Annotated in this window: 17 protein-coding genes and 4 tRNA genes; 2 read left to right on the forward strand and 19 right to left on the reverse strand. The window is 67.7% G+C overall.

Going from position 1 to position 16,395, the window contains the following annotated elements:
- Positions 1-71 precede the first annotated feature (71 nt).
- From rpoB to CLV67_RS51675, 16 genes are all read right to left on the reverse strand, one after another.
- Entirely contained in the window at positions 72-3,512 is a 3,441-nt protein-coding gene (gene rpoB / locus CLV67_RS03170) for a DNA-directed RNA polymerase subunit beta (protein WP_106315563.1), read from the reverse strand.
- Positions 3,513-4,112: 600 nt separating this feature from the next.
- The gene (gene rplL, locus CLV67_RS03175) at positions 4,113-4,490 is read right to left on the reverse strand and encodes a 50S ribosomal protein L7/L12 (protein WP_106315564.1); all 378 of its coding nucleotides are present in this window, start codon (positions 4,488-4,490) and stop codon (positions 4,113-4,115) included.
- Positions 4,491-4,540: 50 nt separating this feature from the next.
- Positions 4,541-5,086 carry a 50S ribosomal protein L10 gene (rplJ, locus tag CLV67_RS03180; RefSeq protein WP_106315565.1) on the reverse strand — a complete coding sequence of 182 codons (546 nt, stop codon included), beginning with the start codon at positions 5,084-5,086 and terminating at the stop codon, positions 4,541-4,543.
- 297 nt (positions 5,087-5,383) lie between these two features.
- Complete coding sequence (locus CLV67_RS03185; RefSeq protein WP_106315566.1) at positions 5,384-6,082, reverse strand: hypothetical protein; 699 nt, start codon at positions 6,080-6,082, stop codon at positions 5,384-5,386.
- Positions 6,079-6,957, reverse strand: coding sequence for an ATP-binding cassette domain-containing protein (locus CLV67_RS03190; RefSeq protein ID WP_106315567.1), 879 nt, complete (start codon positions 6,955-6,957; stop codon positions 6,079-6,081). Before CLV67_RS03190 ends, CLV67_RS03185 begins: the two co-directional genes overlap by 4 nt.
- A 95-nt stretch (positions 6,958-7,052) precedes the next feature.
- Entirely contained in the window at positions 7,053-7,769 is a 717-nt protein-coding gene (gene rplA / locus CLV67_RS03195; RefSeq protein WP_106315568.1) for a 50S ribosomal protein L1, read from the reverse strand.
- A gap of 89 nt (positions 7,770-7,858) precedes the next feature.
- A complete protein-coding gene (gene nusG / locus CLV67_RS03200; protein WP_106315569.1) occupies positions 7,859-8,569 on the reverse strand; it encodes a transcription termination/antitermination protein NusG in 711 nt (236 codons plus the stop codon).
- Positions 8,570-8,631: 62 nt separating this feature from the next.
- On the reverse strand, positions 8,632-8,997 hold the full coding sequence (gene secE / locus CLV67_RS03205) for a preprotein translocase subunit SecE (protein ID WP_106315570.1): 366 nt from the start codon (positions 8,995-8,997) through the stop codon (positions 8,632-8,634).
- A 110-nt stretch (positions 8,998-9,107) separates the two neighbouring features.
- Positions 9,108-9,180: transfer RNA gene (locus tag CLV67_RS03210), tRNA-Trp, on the reverse strand.
- A gap of 82 nt (positions 9,181-9,262) precedes the next feature.
- Complete coding sequence (locus tag CLV67_RS03215; RefSeq protein ID WP_106315571.1) at positions 9,263-9,658, reverse strand: MaoC/PaaZ C-terminal domain-containing protein; 396 nt, start codon at positions 9,656-9,658, stop codon at positions 9,263-9,265.
- The gene (locus tag CLV67_RS03220; RefSeq protein ID WP_106315572.1) at positions 9,658-10,104 is read right to left on the reverse strand and encodes a MaoC family dehydratase N-terminal domain-containing protein; all 447 of its coding nucleotides are present in this window, start codon (positions 10,102-10,104) and stop codon (positions 9,658-9,660) included. The genes CLV67_RS03215 and CLV67_RS03220 overlap by 1 nt, the downstream gene beginning before the upstream one ends.
- A 131-nt stretch (positions 10,105-10,235) precedes the next feature.
- The gene (gene rpmG / locus CLV67_RS03225; RefSeq protein ID WP_014687739.1) at positions 10,236-10,403 is read right to left on the reverse strand and encodes a 50S ribosomal protein L33; all 168 of its coding nucleotides are present in this window, start codon (positions 10,401-10,403) and stop codon (positions 10,236-10,238) included.
- 107 nt (positions 10,404-10,510) lie between these two features.
- Positions 10,511-10,583: transfer RNA gene (locus CLV67_RS03230), tRNA-Met, on the reverse strand.
- A 48-nt stretch (positions 10,584-10,631) separates the two neighbouring features.
- Positions 10,632-10,704, reverse strand: a tRNA-Thr gene (locus CLV67_RS03235).
- A 93-nt stretch (positions 10,705-10,797) separates the two neighbouring features.
- The gene (locus CLV67_RS03240; protein ID WP_106315573.1) at positions 10,798-13,326 is read right to left on the reverse strand and encodes a putative bifunctional diguanylate cyclase/phosphodiesterase; all 2,529 of its coding nucleotides are present in this window, start codon (positions 13,324-13,326) and stop codon (positions 10,798-10,800) included.
- Positions 13,327-13,381: 55 nt separating this feature from the next.
- The gene (locus tag CLV67_RS51675; protein WP_170153732.1) at positions 13,382-13,522 is read right to left on the reverse strand and encodes a hypothetical protein; all 141 of its coding nucleotides are present in this window, start codon (positions 13,520-13,522) and stop codon (positions 13,382-13,384) included.
- Between the two features lie 261 nt (positions 13,523-13,783).
- Here CLV67_RS51675 and CLV67_RS03250 point away from each other — a divergent pair, with 261 nt between their 5' ends.
- Positions 13,784-14,107 (forward strand): hypothetical protein, encoded by a 324-nt coding sequence (locus tag CLV67_RS03250; protein WP_106315575.1) that lies wholly within the window; start codon positions 13,784-13,786, stop codon positions 14,105-14,107.
- A 1-nt stretch (position 14,108) separates the two neighbouring features.
- Here CLV67_RS03250 and CLV67_RS03255 read toward each other — a convergent pair whose 3' ends face one another.
- The 3 genes from CLV67_RS03255 to CLV67_RS03265 all read right to left on the reverse strand — a co-directional run bounded on the left by CLV67_RS03255 (position 14,109) and on the right by CLV67_RS03265 (position 15,965).
- Positions 14,109-14,912, reverse strand: a complete 804-nt coding sequence (locus CLV67_RS03255; RefSeq protein WP_106315576.1) for a sulfurtransferase — start codon at positions 14,910-14,912, stop codon at positions 14,109-14,111.
- A 135-nt stretch (positions 14,913-15,047) separates the two neighbouring features.
- Positions 15,048-15,326: a hypothetical protein gene (locus tag CLV67_RS03260; protein WP_106315577.1), complete on the reverse strand. Its 279-nt coding sequence runs from the start codon at positions 15,324-15,326 to the stop codon at positions 15,048-15,050.
- A gap of 147 nt (positions 15,327-15,473) precedes the next feature.
- On the reverse strand, positions 15,474-15,965 hold the full coding sequence (locus CLV67_RS03265; RefSeq protein WP_106315578.1) for a YajQ family cyclic di-GMP-binding protein: 492 nt from the start codon (positions 15,963-15,965) through the stop codon (positions 15,474-15,476).
- 147 nt (positions 15,966-16,112) lie between these two features.
- Here CLV67_RS03265 and CLV67_RS03270 point away from each other — a divergent pair.
- Positions 16,113-16,193 (forward strand) — tRNA-Tyr (locus CLV67_RS03270).
- Positions 16,194-16,395: the final 202 nt, after the last annotated feature.

Raw genomic sequence — 16,395 nt, forward strand, 5'->3', positions numbered from 1 at the left:
CTCGGGTGAATTCAAGGCCGGCGGGTGCGGCCCCGGTGTGCCACTCGCGTGGGTCCCCGGGGCCGCTTCCGTCAGATCTCTTCGACGCTGCTGACGCCCTCGTTCGGGCGCCGGGACAGGTCGATACCGAGTTCCTCCGCGGCCCGGAAGACCTCGTCGTCGGTCTCACGCATCTCGAGGGCAACACCGTCGCTGGAAAGCACCTCGACGTTCAGGCACAGCGACTGGAGCTCCTTGAGAAGCACCTTGAACGACTCCGGGATTCCCGGCTCCGGGATGTTCTCGCCCTTGACGATGGCCTCGTAGACCTTCACTCGGCCGAGGACGTCGTCGGACTTGATGGTGAGCAGCTCCTGCAGCGCGTAAGCGGCGCCGTAGGCCTGCATGGCCCAGCACTCCATCTCGCCGAACCGCTGACCACCGAACTGCGCCTTACCACCCAGCGGCTGCTGCGTGATCATCGAGTACGGGCCGGTCGACCGAGCGTGGATCTTGTCGTCGACCAGGTGGTTCAGCTTCAGGATGTAGACGTAGCCGACCGAGATCGGGTCCGGCAGCGGCTCACCGGAGCGGCCGTCGAACAGCTGCGCCTTGCCGTCGCCGTTGACCAGCCGCTTACCGTCGCGGTTGACCAGCGTCGACTCGAGCAGACCCTTGATCTCCTCCTCCTGGGCACCGTCGAAGACCGGGGTCGCGACGTTGCTGTCGGCGGGGGACTCGTGGGCGTCGATCGAGCGGAGCTGACGCTTCCAGGCCTCGTCCTCGCCGTCGACCGACCAGCCGGTCTTGGCGATCCACCCGAGGTGGGTCTCCAGCACCTGGCCGATGTTCATACGCGACGGCACACCCAGCGGGTTGAGCACGATGTCGACCGGGGTGCCGTCCTCGAGGAACGGCATGTCCTCGACCGGCAGGATCTTGGAGATGACGCCCTTGTTGCCGTGACGGCCGGCGAGCTTGTCACCGTCCTGGATCTTCCGCTTCTGGGCGACGTACACCCGGACCAGCTCGTTCACGCCGGGGGGCAGCTCGTCGCCGTCCTCGCGGGAGAACGTCCGGACACCGATGACGGTGCCGGTCTCGCCGTGCGGAACCTTCAGCGAGGTGTCCCGGACCTCCCGGGCCTTCTCACCGAAGATCGCGCGGAGCAGGCGCTCCTCCGGGGTCAGCTCGGTCTCGCCCTTGGGCGTGACCTTGCCGACCAGGATGTCGCCGGGGACGACCTCGGCGCCGATCCGGATGATGCCGCGCTCGTCCAGGTCGGCCAGCATCTCTTCGCTGACGTTCGGGATGTCGCGGGTGATCTCTTCCGGGCCGAGCTTGGTGTCACGGGCGTCGACCTCGTGCTCCTCGATGTGGATCGAGGTGAGGACGTCCTGCTGCACGAGGCGCTGCGACAGGATGATCGCGTCCTCGTAGTTGTGGCCTTCCCAGCACATGAACGCGACGAGCAGGTTGCGCCCGAGCGCCATCTCGCCCTCGTCGGTGCAGGGACCGTCGGCGATGACCTGGCCGGCCTCGACGCGGTCACCCTCGAAGACGACCGGCTTCTGGTTGACGCAGGAGCCGGCGTTGCTGCGGCGGAACTTGTGCAGCAGGTAGGTCCGGCGGTGGCCGTCGTCCTGGTGCACCGTCACATAGTCGGCGCACAGGTCCTCGACCACACCGGAGACCTCGGCGACGACCACGTCACCGGCGTCGACCGCGGCGCGGTACTCCATGCCGGTACCGACGAGCGGCGACTCGGCCTTGACCAGCGGCACGGCCTGACGCTGCATGTTCGCGCCCATGAGGGCACGGTTGGCGTCGTCGTGCTCGAGGAAGGGGATCATCGCGGTCGCGACGGAGGTCATCTGCCGCGGCGAGACGTCCATGTAGTCGACCTCGGTGCCGGGCACGTAGTCGACCTCACCGCCCTTACGGCGGACCAGGACGCGGTCCTCGGCGAAGGTGTTGTCACTCGACAGCACGGCGTTCGCCTGGGCCTTGATGAACCGGTCTTCCTCGTCGGCGGTGAGGTAGTGCACCTCGTCGCTGACGACACCGTCGACGACCTTCCGGTACGGCGTCTCGATGAAGCCGAACGGGTTGACCCGCGCGAACGTCGAGAGCGCGCCGATCAGGCCGATGTTCGGGCCTTCAGGAGTCTCGATCGGGCACATCCGGCCGTAGTGGGACGGGTGCACGTCACGAACCTCGAAGCCGGCCCGCTCACGGCTCAGACCACCCGGGCCGAGCGCCGAGAGACGGCGCCGGTGGGTCAGACCCGCGAGCGGGTTGGTCTGGTCCATGAACTGCGACAGCTGCGAGGTACCGAAGAACTCCTTGATCGCGGCCACGACGGGCCGAATGTTGATCAGGGTCTGCGGCGTGATCGCCTCGACGTCCTGGGTCGTCATGCGCTCCCGGACGACGCGCTCCATCCGGGACAGGCCGACGCGGACCTGGTTCTGGATGAGCTCGCCGACCGTACGCAGACGCCGGTTGCCGAAGTGGTCGATGTCGTCCGCTTCGTAACCGTCCTCACCGGCGTGCAGCCGGCAGAGGTAGTCGACGGTCTTGACGATGTCTTCCTCGGAGAGCGTGCCCCGGACGATCGGGACGTCGATCTCGAGCTTCTTGTTGAACTTGTAACGACCGACCTTGGCGACGTCATACCGCTTCGGGTTGAAGAAGAGGTTGTCGAGCAGGGTCTGGGCGTTCTCGCGCGTCGGCGGCTCGCCAGGGCGCAGCTTGCGGTAGATGTCCAACAGGGCCTCGTCCTGCCCCGCGATGTGGTCCTTCTCCAGCGTCGTCATGAGCAGCTCGGACCAGCCGAACCGCTCACGGATCTGGTCGGCGGACCAACCGATGGCCTTGAGCAGGACCGTGACGGCCTGCCGGCGCTTGCGGTCGATGCGGACGCCGACCGTGTCGCGCTTGTCGATGTCGAACTCCAGCCAGGCACCCCGGCTCGGGATGACCTTGACGCTGGTGAGGTCGCGGTCGGAGGTCTTGTCCGGCTCCTTGGTGAAGTACACGCCCGGCGAACGGACGAGCTGACTCACCACGACCCGCTCGGTGCCGTTGATGACGAACGTCCCCTTGGGGGTCATCATCGGGAAGTCACCCATGAACACGGTCTGGCTCTTGATCTCGCCAGTGGTGTTGTTGGTGAACTCCGCGGTCACGAACAGCGGGGCACAGTAGGTCAGGTCCTTCTCCTTGCACTCCTCGATCGAGGCCTTGACCTCGTCGAAGCGCGGAGATGAGAAGGACAGCGACATGGTGCCGGAGAAGTCCTCAATGGGACTGATCTCTTCGAGGATCTCTGCGAGGCCCGAGTGGGCGTGCGGGTCGTCCGTCGTCCGGGCCTGCCAAGCCTCGTTGCCGACCAGCCAGTCGAACGACTCCGTCTGGAGGGCGAGGAGGTTGGGGACCTCTAGCTGCTCGGTGATCCGGCCGAAAGAGACCCGGCGGGGTGCGTAAGCGCTCGACGTACGGCTGGTCTTCGCAGGGCGGGAAGCTGCCAAGATGCGTCCTTCCGAGGACCGGTGCTGCTATGCGGCTGAGTTGCTGATGCAACTGGTCTGCGTGCACTCCAATGAGCCCCCAAGAGAGTTATCCACATGGATATCTCAGTCGAAGGCAAGGCAGAAGGCAGCGCAAACTAGCAGTGTAGCCGCTCGGCTAACCGCTGTCCAGCCCCGCACCCGAGGTTGCCTGCGGAACGTGTCCCCACCTCCCCTGACCTGCGCATCCGCGGTCAGGATGGTGACGGGACCGCTCAGAAACGCGGCGATCTCCTCTGGTGCCGGTCCGACGGGTATCGGTGGTGAACCCCCGTTACCCATAGGGCGGCTGTCGCAAGCGCGGAAACTTGCTGATGTCAGCGTGCCTGTCCGCCGACACACAGTCAAGGGCTGTGCCGCGGGTCGGACTGCTGCGGTCATCCGCCCGGCGCACCAAACGGACCTTAGCGTACGGTTCGCGAGCTTTGGCACCCTTTGCCGAGCAGGGCGGCAACCCTCCACGAGGGAGCCTGTGAGCTGCCGGGACAACATCAGGAACGACGATGGCGGAGACCCGTTACGGGTCTCCGCCATCGAAGCAGAACGCTGTGGAGCGTCAGATCACTTGAGGGTGACCTTCGCGCCCTCGCCCTCGAGCTTGGCCTTGGCGGCCTCGGCCTTCTCCTTGTTGACACCCTCGAGGATCGCCTTGGGTGCGGACTCGACGGCGTCCTTGGCCTCCTTGAGGCCCAGGCCGGTCAGCTCACGCACGACCTTGATGACCTGGATCTTCTTGCCACCGTCGCCCTCGAGGACAACGTCGAACGAGTCCTTCTCGGCCTCGGGCTCAGCGGCAGCGGCAGCGGGGCCGGCAACGGCGACCGGAGCGGCAGCCTTGACGTCGAAGACGTTCTCGAACTCCTTCACGAACTCGGAGAGCTCGATGAGGGTCATCTCCTTGAAGGCCTCGAGCAGGTCTTCGGTGCTGATCTTCGCCATGTTGGCAACCTTTCCTAAGAACTTTGACGTTTAACGGTTCACGCGAGGCCTCAGGCCTCGGCGGAACCGGCCTGCTCGCGCTGCGCCCGCAGAGCCTCGACCGTGCGCACCGTCTTGGTGAGGGGCGCCTGGAACGTGGCAGCGGCCTTGCTGAGGTTCGCCTTCATGGCGCCGGCCAGCTTGGCCAGCAGCACCTCACGGGACTCGAGGTCAGCAAGCTTGTTGACCTCGTCCGCCGTGATGGCCTTGCCCTCGAAGACACCGCCCTTGATGACGAGAACGGGGTGGGCCTTGGCGAAGGCGCGAAGGCCCTTGGCCGCCTCGACCACGTCACCGTTCACGAAGGCGAGCGCGGTAGGACCGGTGAACAGCGCGTCGAGACCTTCGATACCCGCGTCGGCCGCGGCACGCTTCGCGAGCGTGTTCTTGGCGACGGTGTACTTGTTCTCTCCGCCCAGCGACCGCCGGAGCTCAGTGAGCTCCTTAACGGTGAGGCCGCGGTATTCGGTCAACACGGTGGCTCCCGAAGCACGGAAGTTGTCCGTGAGTTCGGCAACAGCCGAAGCCTTGTCGGCCCGGACCGGCTTGTCCGCCATGTCCCTCCTCTCTCAGTGCTTCAGCCACTGGTCGAGAGGGTCCGCAAAGAAAAAGCAAAACGCCCCGGCGCAGAGGCACGGGGCGGATTTGAACACACGCGCACGGACGCGGTCTTAAATCACGATCCGTTCTCCCCTGCACGGGTCGCCCGCTTTCAGCGGGACCTTCGGCCGCGGCATTCGTCGTGAGGACGATTGCTGCGGCGACCAGCGGTCTATGGGTGGAACTTCGAGATGCCAGCGTACGCGGACAAGCTGTCGAAGCCAAATCGGCCCCGTCTCGTCCGTTCCGCGTGGTCAGGCCCGCCCTCGGCGCAGGCGGGCGTAAACGGTCAGGACCACCGCGCACCACAGCACCGTCCACGCGGTGAGCAGTGCCAATGTGCCCGTCGTCGGTGCCGTCCGTCCGCCCAGCGCACGGGCCGTCGCCATCACCGGCGGCACCAGCCACGGCGCGATCGAGCCGCTTAGCCCGAACACGATCGCCAGGATGGATCCGCTCACCAGGACCGTCAGCCCGGGCAGTATCCGGCGGGTCACCACGCGGGCGGCCACGGCGCCGAGAGCGACGGCGGCGAGCGCCGACAGGATGTGGGCAAGAACACCGAGGAGCACTCCGGCGGCCAGGCTCGGTGCCGGTGAACCGGGCTCCGGCGCCTCGATCGCGCGGAACAGCCAGGGTGTCAGCATCGCCGCCACGCAGACCGCGGCCGCGACGACGATGGCCGCGAGCAGGCCGGCGACGGCCTCGCGGACCGGGCCGACAGCCAGGCGCGCCAGCCTGCGCTGGGCGTCGGGCTCGGTGTCCAGCAGCAGCTTCGTCAGCCAGGCCAGGATCGGGAAGAGGCAGACGGCGGAGTACCCGTAGGCGGACGAGGCCGAGGAACGGCCGCCGCCGTAGATGACGGACAGCACCGCCATCAACGTGATCAGCGGGGCGACGGCACGGCCGCCGCGCACGAAGCCGGTCAGGCGCATACGGATCAGCGCGATCAAAACCCCTCCCCCTTCTCGGGTACGCGAGACGCGCTCTCTGCCAGGGCGGCGCGCTCCTCCCGTACCGCATCGGGCTGGGGCTCCCGGACCCCGGTGACACGGTGACCGGCCGCACGCAGCCGGTCCACCGCGGCGGCCGCCTCATGCCGCCGCACCGCCACCTCGATCACCACCTCGTCCTCGCCGGTCCCGCTTCCGGCGCCAGCCTCTCCCCCGGTGATGGAGGACGGCGGATCCGCCGGGAAGGTATGCCGGGCGTCCGTGGCCTGATCGGGCGCGGAGGCGTGCAGGGTGCCGCCGGCGACCGTCCAGTGCAGCGCGCCGGGCAGGTTGGCGATCTCGCCACGATGGTCGCTGACCAGGACCGCTCCCCCGGCGGCGGTCACCTCGGCGACGATCTGCGGGATCAGGACCCGGGACGAGGCGTCGAGGCCCTCCCACGGCTCGTCGAGGACCAGCAGACCGGGTGGGGTTAGCAGCGCCTGGGCGAGGCCGACCTTCTGCGCCGTGCCCTTGGAGAGCTCCGGGAGCGGGGTGTCCGCGTGCCCGGTCAGGCCCAGTCGTTCGATCCAGGGATCGGCGGCGCCGGCGGGCAGGCCGCGGATCTCGGCCATCGAGCGCAGGTAGCCCAGTGTGGTGAACGGCTGGGTCGCCGGGAAGCGCTCCGGAACCCAGCCGAGGACAGCCGGGCGGTCACGGATCGCACCCTCGGTCGGCCTGAGCACGCCCGCTGCCAGCTGGAGCAGCGTGGACTTACCGGCTCCGTTACGGCCCAGCACCACGATCGTGCGGCCGGGCTCGACGGTGGCGTCGACGTCGTGCAGCGTCCAGGGAGCGCGACGGGCGTACCGGAACCGGACCTTGTCGAAACGCACGGCCGACAGCCTGCCACAGACCACGGCCGCGACACAGGCCCGGAAATGCGACGAGCCCCCGGGGAGAGATCCCCGGGGGCTCGTCGGACGCTATGTCAGGCGCCGGCCTCGCCGCGCAGGTTCTTCTGCACGTTCGGGTCGATCTGGATGCCGGGGCCCATCGTGGTGGCGACGGTGACCTTCTTCAGGTACTTGCCCTTGGCCGCCGACGGCTTGGCACGAAGGATCTCGTCCAGCACGGCGGCGTAGTTGTCGATCAGCTGCTCCGGGCCGAAGGACGCCTTGCCGATGATCACGTGGAGGTTGGAGTGCTTGTCCACGCGGAAGGTGATCTTGCCACCCTTGATCTCGTTGACGGCCTTGGTCACGTCCATGGTGACGGTGCCGGTCTTCGGGTTCGGCATGAGGCCACGCGGGCCGAGGATCCGGGCGATCCGGCCGATCTTGGCCATCTGGTCCGGCGTCGCGATCGCGGCGTCGAAGTCCAGCCAGCCACCCTGGATCCGGGCGACGAGCTCGTCGGTGCCCACCTCGTCGGCGCCGGCCGCGACGGCCTCCTCAGCCTTCGCACCCTGGGCGAACACGATGACGCGGGCGGTCTTACCGGTGCCGTGCGGCAGGTTGACCGTGCCACGGACCATCTGGTCGGCCTTACGGGGGTCGACACCGAGACGCATCGCGACCTCGACGGTGGCGTCGAACTTGACCGGGCTGGTCTCCTTGACCAGGGCGATCGCGTCCTTCGGCTCGTAGAGCTTCGCGATGTCGATCTTCTCGACGGCGGCGCGGTACGCCTTGCTGCGCTGTGCCATTTCTCTTTACTCCTGTGGTAGCTGGCGGGGCCGCCCTGTGCGCTTCGAGCGCGAGGCCCCTCCCACTGATATCGCCGGGGTCCCGGCGATCAGATCTTGGTGACCTGGTTGAAGTTGAGCTCGACCGGCGTCTCCCGGCCGAAGATCGACACCAGGACCTTGAGCTTCTGCTGGTCGGCGTTGATCTCGCTGATCGAGGCCGGCAGCGACGCGAACGCGCCGTCGGTGACCGTGACCGAGTCGCCCACCTCGAAGTCGAGCACCTTGATCTCGGGCTTCGACTTCTTCTCCTCGGCCTGCACGGCCGGGGCGAGCCACTTCAGCACCTCGTCGAGGGAGAGCGGCGCCGGCCGGTCGACCCGGTCGGTGGCGCCCACGAAACCGGTCACGCCGGGCGTGTTGCGCACGCAGGAGTAGGACTCCGGGGTCAGATCCATCCGGACGAGGATGTAACCGGGGAAGACCTTGGCCTGCACCTGGTTGCGCTTGCCGTTCTTGACCTCGACCTCTTCGCGGGTCGGCACCTCGACCTGGAAGATGAACTCCTCCATGTCGAGGCTCGTGATCCGGGTCTCGAGGTTGGTCTTGACCTTGTTCTCGTAACCCGCGTAGGAGTGCACCACGTACCAGTCGCCGGGCGCGTACCGCAGCTTCTGCCGCAGCTCCTTGACGGGGTCGTAGTCCTCGTCAGCCTCGGGCGCCTGGGCCACGGCCAGAACGGCCGCCTCTACCGACTCGTCGGTGTCCAGCGACGACTGCTCGTCAGCAGACTGCGCGGTCTCGTCGTCGTACTCAGGCACGCTCGCTCACTTCCAAATAAAGTCTCTTCGGTTCGGGACGCCGGGCCTCAGCCGCGCGGGACTCAGCCCAGCGCCCAGAGGATCGCCTTACCGAATCCGTAGTCCAGACCGGCCACCAGAGACGTCATGATCACCACGAAGACGATGACAACGCCGGTGTAGGTCAGGAGCTCCTTGCGTGTCGGCCAGATGACCTTGCGGAGCTCACTGGTGACCTCACGGAAGAAGCCGCCGATCCGGCCGAGCGGACCGCGGCCGGACTTGCGAGGCCTGGGGCTCTCGTCCTTGGTGCGCTCCGCAAGGGCGGTCCCGCCGCCGGCACCCACCCGCGCGTCGTCGTCATCCGGAACGTCGTCACCGGCGGCAGCGTCGGCGAGCAGCTCGTCGTCGCCCGGGACGTCGTCACCGGGCCGGTCCTTCTCGGCCACTTCGCCCTACTTCCGTCGTCGGTGGTTCTCCGATGTTCCTTTTCAGAACCCGACCGGAAGCGGAAGCTGTGCGGACCGCGCACCGGCCGGGCACGTCGAGGAGGGTTGCGCAGGGGTGACAGGACTTGAACCTGCAGCCTGCGGTTTTGGAGACCGCTGCTCTGCCAATTGAGCTACACCCCTTTGCGGGAACTGTCGCCTCGCGACTTCAGTGCCCCACGGCGCACCAGTGTACGGGTACGCCCGGCGTTATCCCAACCCGGGCCTACCGCTTCCTGACAAGCGCCTGCGCCATGGACAGTACCTTGTCCCCGTTGCATGTCGCAGTCAGGCTCAGCCGAGTGTGCCCCTCCTCGGTGACCTCCTTGACCGCCGCGGTCACCACCACCTCGGTGCCCTCGTCGGTGTCGGGCACCGGAACGGGGCGGCTGAACCGCACGCTGAACTCGACCACGGCGTCCGCGGCACCGGCCCACGCGGTGACCGCGCGGCCCACCAGAGCCATCGTGTACATGCCGTGTGCGATGACGCCGGGCAGGCCGACGGCGTTCGCGGTGCGCTCACTCCAGTGGATCGGGTTGAAGTCGCCCGAGGCGCCCGCGTAGCGGACCAGGTCGGCCCGCGTCACCCGGAAGGTCTGCGGCTCCAGCTGTGCGGTCATCAGCCCTCTCCTCGCACGACGAGTTTCGACCAGACGGTCACGACCGGCTCGCCGGCCTCGGTGGTGACGTCGGTGCGGGTGGTGAGGAAGTCGTGCCCGCCCCGGCTGGTGATGTCCTCGACCGTGTTGACACAGACCAGCGCGTCGCCGGCGACCACCGGACGGGTGTAGGCGAACCGCTGGTCGCCGTGGACCACCCGGCTGTAGTCGACCCCCAGCGCGGGGTCGGCGACGACCTCACGGCTGGCCGGCATCGTGATCGCGACCGGGAAGGTGGGCGGGGCCACCACATCGGTGTATCCGAGGGCCCGGGCGGCTTCGGGATCGTGGTACTCAGCGTCGGTGGCGCCGATCGCCCGGGCGAACTCCCGGATCTTCTCGCGGCCGACCAGGTAGGGCTCGGTGGGCGGCCAGCTGCGGCCGACGAAGGACTGGTCAAGAGGCATGTCCACAAACTACCGGTCCGGGCCGCCGCAGTAATAGCACTATCAGTGCAGAAATATTTCCGCGTGTGTGGAGACGGCAAAACGCCGCCCGGATGCCGGGCGGCGTTTTGAGGAGCTTGTGTTACGAGAGCTCAGCGCGTCTCGCGGTGCAGGGTGTGCTTCCCGTCGCGCGGGCAGAACTTCTTCAGCTCAACGCGGTCGGGGTCGTTACGCCGGTTCTTCTTGGTGATGTAGTTCCGGTCCTTGCACTCCGTGCACGCCAAAGTGATCTTCGGACGGACGTCGGTCGCCTTGGCCACGGCGGGGTGCCTTCCTGCTAACGGTTTCTATCTGACGACGAACCAGCGTAGACGCTCGGTCCGCCGCTTCGCAAAGTGGGCCCCGGGTGAGGTCCACAGGAAAGAAGTAGCGGTGGCCGGACTTGAACCGGCGACACAGCGATTATGAGCCGCTTGCTCTGCCATCTGAGCTACACCGCCGAGCCAGGTTTACTGTCCAGCGCCAGGCAGGCGGAACGAACCCGGTAGAGCCCCCTTACGGAATCGAACCGTAGACCTTCTCCTTACCATGGAGACGCTCTGCCGACTGAGCTAAGGGGGCTTGCTTGCGATCACTCGCTCGCTTGCAGGAGTAAGACTACACGGCCCCTGACCGGGGGTGAAATCAGTACCCCCCTTCCCGGAGAATCCCAGGTCAGATCACGGCTCGGAGCCGGCGGATCTCTCCGGTGGGAGTGGATTCGGGCTCGGTCTGAGCGCTCAGCCAGGCCTCCAGACGCTCGTACGGCAACGGCCGGCTGAACAGGTAACCCTGGCCCAGCTCGCAGCCCATCTCCTCGAGCAGCTCCAGCGTGAGTTCGCTCTCCACACCCTCGGCCACGACCGTGAGCCCGAACTCACGGGAGAGCCCGATCACGGCTCGGACGATCGCGAGATCACCGGAGTCGGTCGCCATGCCCTGCACGAAGCTGTCGTCGATCTTGACCTCGTGCACCGGCCACTGCCGCAGATAGGCCAGTGAGGAGGCGCCGGTGCCGAAGTCGTCGACGCTCAGGCGGACACCCAGATCACGCAGCCGGTAGAGCGACGGCAGGACCCGTTCGATGTCACTGAGCATGCCGGGCTCGGAGATCTCGAAGGTGACCAGGCCGGGATCGACACCGTGCTCGTCGAGGAGCTCCCGGACCAGTTCGGGGAAGCGGGAGTCGAGCAGGATCCGCGCCGACAGGTTCACCGCGATGGCGAACGGCCGGTCGGCGTCGGCCCAGGCCCGGCAGCGGCGCAGGCCCGCCACCAGCACCGACTCGGTGAGCTGGGCCAGCTGGCCGGTGTGCTCGGCGACCGCCACGAAGTCCTCCGGGGCGACCTCGCCGTGCGCCGGGTGCACCCAGCGGGCCAGGCACTCGACGCCGACCACGTGCCGGTCGGCGAGCGTCACCTTGGGCTGGAAGTAGACCTCCAGCTGGTCGTTCTCGAGGGCCCGGCGCAGGTCGGCGGCGATGCCCAGGCGGCGGACCGCACGCGACTCCAGGGCCGGGTGGAAGGGCTGGACGCCGTACGGCAGGACCTTGGCGGCGTTGGCGGCCAGCTCGGCCCGCTGCAGCAGGGTCTCCGGGTCACCGCCGTGGTCGGGGTAGACCGAGACGCCGACGGCGGTGTTCACGTCCAGCGTCAGGGAACCCACCGCCATCGGGCCGCGCAACCGCTCTCTCATCCGGGTCGCGATCTCGATGGTGGCGTCGATGCTCGGCGCCCGCAGCGTGACCACGAACTCGTCGCCGCCGATCCGGCCGACCAGGGCGCCCGGGTCGGCGATGCCGCGGATCCGGTCGGCGGTCTCGACCAGCAGCTTGTCACCGGCCGCGTGGCCCATCGACTCGTTGACGTTGCGCTGGCCGTCGACGTCGAAGAGCATGATCGCGACGACCTCGTCCTCGGCGCGGACCGTCACCGACTCGGCCAGCGCGTCGACCACCCTGCGGCGGTTCGGCAGGCCGGTAAGCCGGTCGTGATAGGCGTCGTAGCGAAGCCGGTCGACCAGGCGGGAGTTCTCCACCGCGACCGCGGCGTGCGCCGCGATCGTCTCGAGAACCTGGACGTCGGCCTCGCGGAAGGTGCGGTTGTCGCCGAGCCGGTTGGCCACCTCGAGTGTGCCGATGGTCGCCTGACCCGACCGCAGCGGTACGACGATCACGTCCTTGAGCTTGGCCGCTCGCAGACCGGATCGCAGATCCTGGGTAACGACGAAACGGCCGCCGACCGCGGTGGCGGCTTGCTTCTCCAGCGCATACGCCCGCACCTCTTCCGGTATCGGTGAGATGTCGAGCAGACCGCGGTGCTCGACCCGGGCGGTGAGCAGGACCTCCGGATGCCGGCCCTGCGGGGCGAGCCAGAGGGTCGCGTATTCGGACTGCATGAGCGACCGCACCCGGCCGAGCAGGACGTCGGGAAGGCCGCTGCGCCCGCCCTCGTCGCGCATCGCTTGCGTGAGTTCGTAGACGTCGGCCAGTGTCTTGTGCCTGCGGAAGAACTCCGCATAGGAGCGCAGGATCATGACCAGGGCCGCGACCAGGATCGCCAGGAGCAGCGCGGTCCAGGCGGTGGCCTCCAGCGCGACCAGGAAGACCAGGCCGACCACGATGTTGATACCGGTGACGACCAGTGCCGACAGTCCGGCGCGCAGCGCGTCACGGCCGGTCCGCAGACCCTGAACGAGACTGAGCACGCCGACCAGGCTGAGAAGCTCGACGACCGCCACGGTCGTGGCACCGAGCGCGAGAATTCCCCAGGTGCCCGGTCCGGCGCCCCGCACATCCGGCAGGGCGGCGATGACCAGCAGTGCCGCGCAGTTGGCGGCGGCCGATTTAGCGGTGTTGAAGCACATCTTCGCCGGCTGAGCCCGCAACCAGAGTTGCTGGGCCAGGATGGCGACGCCCACCACCAGGACGACCATCACCGGCGGAAGATAGAAAAGCGCCAGTACCAGTGGGACGTCGGTGATCGCGACGGTGAAGGTACTGCGCCAGATGACGATATTGAAGAGATCGCGATAAGCGAGCAGGTATATGACCAGGAAGAGGAGTCCGGCCGGCCACTTCTTGTACCACTCGGGTTCGTCCAGCCAGAACGAGATCAGGCAGATGGTCGCAAAGACGGCCAGCGGGTTGGTGATAAGCCAGGCCCGCTGCGTGGTGGACCGCCTTACCAGGGGACGCATGACCATCGAGCTCCCTCTTCAGCCTGCAGGGTCCGCCTGGCGCGTCAGCACAACCCAGGAATCAATGCCATTCGAAGTTCAGTGTGTTCATGACCGCGGCGGTCACCTCATCCGCCGCGAAGGCCCCGGTGCTCACGCCACCGACAACGGCGGCAAGCACGAAAACCAAGCCAGCGAGGCGACTCAGCTTCCTTGCGGACATAGCTCGCTCCTCATGAAGGGGAATCTCGTAGCAGATGGGGGTCACATGATGGTGCCACACCAGGTGTGCGACAGGGAGCGTTCATCGGCGGGTCGTGGCGGCGCTCCGTCAAATCCTGGCCGAACGGTTGAGCGGACCATCAGGTCAGCCCCTGAAAAATTGATGGCTTTATGAGCGATTTAGGCGGAGATGTGAGGCGAATTCGCGACAGAACCGTCAGGCATTCTTGACGTCAAGATGTCCTGACGAAACACTGATCGCATGACCTCGCCGGACGAGTTGGAGCAGCGGCACACACTCACCACGGCGACGAACCGCTACGACGCGCTCCGCATGCGCGACGCCCTCGCCGCCATGGACCCGGAGAAGGAGCCCGCCCTCTCCACCGACGAGACCCTCGAGATGCTCGCGCTCAGCGAGGTGATCATTCGGAAGGCGGGGTACGGGCGGCAGTCGATGATCCGGTCGGCGCGGGCCTCGGGCGCCTCCTGGACCCGGATCGGTACCGCTCTGGGCACCACCAAGCAGGCCGCCTGGGAATCACATCAGCGATGGATCGACGACCAGGGCGGACGGCCCGACTAAATCAGTCGCCGACGGCCGCGGGGCGGTCCGTGTGGCTGTACTGCGACCAGGAGCCGGGGAACAGGCGGCCGGCGCCCAGGCCGGCGTGCTCCAGGGCGATCAGGTTGTGGCAGGCGGTCACACCCGAGCCGCAGTACGAGATGACGTCGGCGGAGCCGTCCACGCCGACCTCGGCGAACCGGTCCCGCAGCTCTGCCACCGGCAGGAAACGGCCGTCGGCGTCCAGGTTGCCCCGGCACGGCAGGTTGCGGGCGCCGGGGATGTGCCCCGCTCGCGGATCCACCGGCTCGGAATCACCACGGAACCGGGTCGCGTCGCGCGCGTCCAGCACCACCCCGGGGGCGTCGGCCGCCTCCGTCAGCGTGGCCAGCCGGTCGGCCGGCCAGGGGCGGGCGGTGAACGAGGCGGCCGGGCGGCCGGGGACGTCTGTCGTCAACTCCCCCGGCCAGGCGGTCAGTCCCCCGTCCAGCAGGGCGGCATCGTGTCCCGTCGCACGGAGCATCCAGACCAGTCTCGACGCCACCACTCCGCCCGCGTCGTCGTACGCAATGATCTGATCTTGATCGTTGATGCCCGCCGCCGACATGGCCGCCGCGAAGATCTCCGGATCCGGGAGTGGATGGCGGCCCTCGGCCGGCGACGCCGGACCGGCCAGCGCGGTGTCGAGATCGATGAAGACCGCACCGGGCAGGTGTCCCCGCTCGTAGGCCTCCCGGCCCGAACGCCCGTCCAGATACCACCGGACGTCGGCGAGCACCACGGGCCGGTCCCGGATCCAGGAGACGTCCACCACCGGGTCGATCACCAAAGCCCCCTACCTGCTGGACAGACCCGGCCGCACGCCGAACAGCGCGCCGGGCCGCCTGCGCCGTCGTGATCAGCATGCTCCAGAACGTCGCCGCATCGCGCAACCCGGCGCGGGTCCATCCAGGATCGCGAGTCACTCCCGGCGGCCGGCCGACGCACGCGGCCGGAACCACACTCCCGCCGCTGCCACCAGTCCGATGGAAAGTACCGTCGCGGCCATCGCCGCCACATCCGGCAACCAGGTCCCCGCCGCGAACATCAACACGGCCACACCGGACAGCAGGTGATAGCCGCCCGCCTCACGAGGCGAGCGGAACGAACGCGCCAACAGGGCGGGAACGCGGCCGGTGACCAGCATCCGCACCCCGAACACCGCCAGCACCAGCCCGACCAGGGCCGCCGCCGTGCTCATCGGCCCAGTGTGCGCCACGGGTGGCGTCTCCCGGGCCGAAACCGTCGGTGCCGGCCCCGGGGGACCAGGCCCGGACCACGTTCTCGATCGGGACCTGCTCGTGCCGTGGCTGCCTCCCCGCCCGGCGTGACCGCTGCGGGAAGGCCTCTAGCGGTAGTTGTTGAACTGCAGCGCGACGCCGAAGTCCTCCGCCTTGAGGAGCGCGATCACGGCCTGCAGGTCATCCCGCTTCTTGCCGGTCACCCGCAACTGGTCACCCTGGATCTGCGCCTGCACACCCTTCGGACCCTCGTCACGGATCTTCTTGCTGATCGCCTTGGCCTTGTCGGCCTCGATACCCTCGACGACCTTGAGATCGATCTTGTACGTCTTGCCGGACTGCCGAGGCTCGCCGGCGTCGAGCGACTTGAGCGAGATGCTCCGCTTCACGAGCTTCTCCTTGAAGACGTCCAGAGCGGCCGTCGCCCGCTCCTCCGTCTCCGAGGTGATCGTGAACGCCTCCCCCGACTTGGCGAGCGTCGTGCCCGTACCCCGGAAGTCGAACCGGGTGCTGAGCTCCTTCTCCGCCTGGTTGAAAGCGTTGTCGACCTCCTGCCGGTCGACCTTGCTCACGATGTCGAACGACGGGCTGGCTGCCATGATCAGACTCCTGCGGCTGGATGCTTGTCGATGCTTACAGCGGGCACTTGCGGGCCCGCGACATGCCGACCGTACCCGGTTGTTGATGCGGTCCGCGCTACGGCTATTCTTATGTCCGCCGCCGCGGGGAACTGCGGTGGTTGCCCAGGCGGGTTGCCCGAGCGGCCAATGGGAGCGGACTGTAAATCCGTCGCGAAAGCTACAGAGGTTCGAATCCTCTACCCGCCACAGGCAAGTAGAACGGCCCTGGTACCAGCGGAAACGCGGTCCGGGGCCGTTCTTGTTGTGATCTGGGGAGTCCGGCAAGATCCGGCCGTCTACGACGGTCCACGGGGAATATCGCGGGAACACACTCTCCTACTTGTCCCCCGGTTGGGTCGGGCTCAGGCCGTCCTTCACCCAGTCCGCCGGAAGCTCGTGAAGCGACAGC

It is taken from the genome of Actinoplanes italicus (assembly GCF_003001815.1).
GTDB classification, from domain to species: Bacteria; Actinomycetota; Actinomycetes; order Mycobacteriales; family Micromonosporaceae; genus Actinoplanes; species Actinoplanes italicus.

Excerpts from the sequence above, each read along its gene's own strand:
- CLV67_RS03260 (WP_106315577.1), bottom strand. The coding sequence starts at position 15,326 with ATGAGCACGGCGGCGGCCCTGGTCGGGCTGGTGCTGGCGGTGTTCGGG.
- rplJ (WP_106315565.1), bottom strand. The coding sequence starts at position 5,086 with ATGGCGGACAAGCCGGTCCGGGCCGACAAGGCTTCGGCTGTTGCCGAA.
- rplA (WP_106315568.1), bottom strand. The coding sequence starts at position 7,769 with ATGGCACAGCGCAGCAAGGCGTACCGCGCCGCCGTCGAGAAGATCGAC.
- CLV67_RS03265 (WP_106315578.1), bottom strand. The coding sequence starts at position 15,965 with ATGGCAGCCAGCCCGTCGTTCGACATCGTGAGCAAGGTCGACCGGCAG.
- CLV67_RS03250 (WP_106315575.1), top strand. The coding sequence starts at position 13,784 with ATGACCTCGCCGGACGAGTTGGAGCAGCGGCACACACTCACCACGGCG.
- rplL (WP_106315564.1), bottom strand. The coding sequence starts at position 4,490 with ATGGCGAAGATCAGCACCGAAGACCTGCTCGAGGCCTTCAAGGAGATG.
- CLV67_RS03240 (WP_106315573.1), bottom strand. The coding sequence starts at position 13,326 with ATGGTCATGCGTCCCCTGGTAAGGCGGTCCACCACGCAGCGGGCCTGG.
- CLV67_RS03220 (WP_106315572.1), bottom strand. The coding sequence starts at position 10,104 with ATGCCTCTTGACCAGTCCTTCGTCGGCCGCAGCTGGCCGCCCACCGAG.
- CLV67_RS03215 (WP_106315571.1), bottom strand. The coding sequence starts at position 9,658 with ATGACCGCACAGCTGGAGCCGCAGACCTTCCGGGTGACGCGGGCCGAC.
- CLV67_RS51675 (WP_170153732.1), bottom strand. The coding sequence starts at position 13,522 with ATGTCCGCAAGGAAGCTGAGTCGCCTCGCTGGCTTGGTTTTCGTGCTT.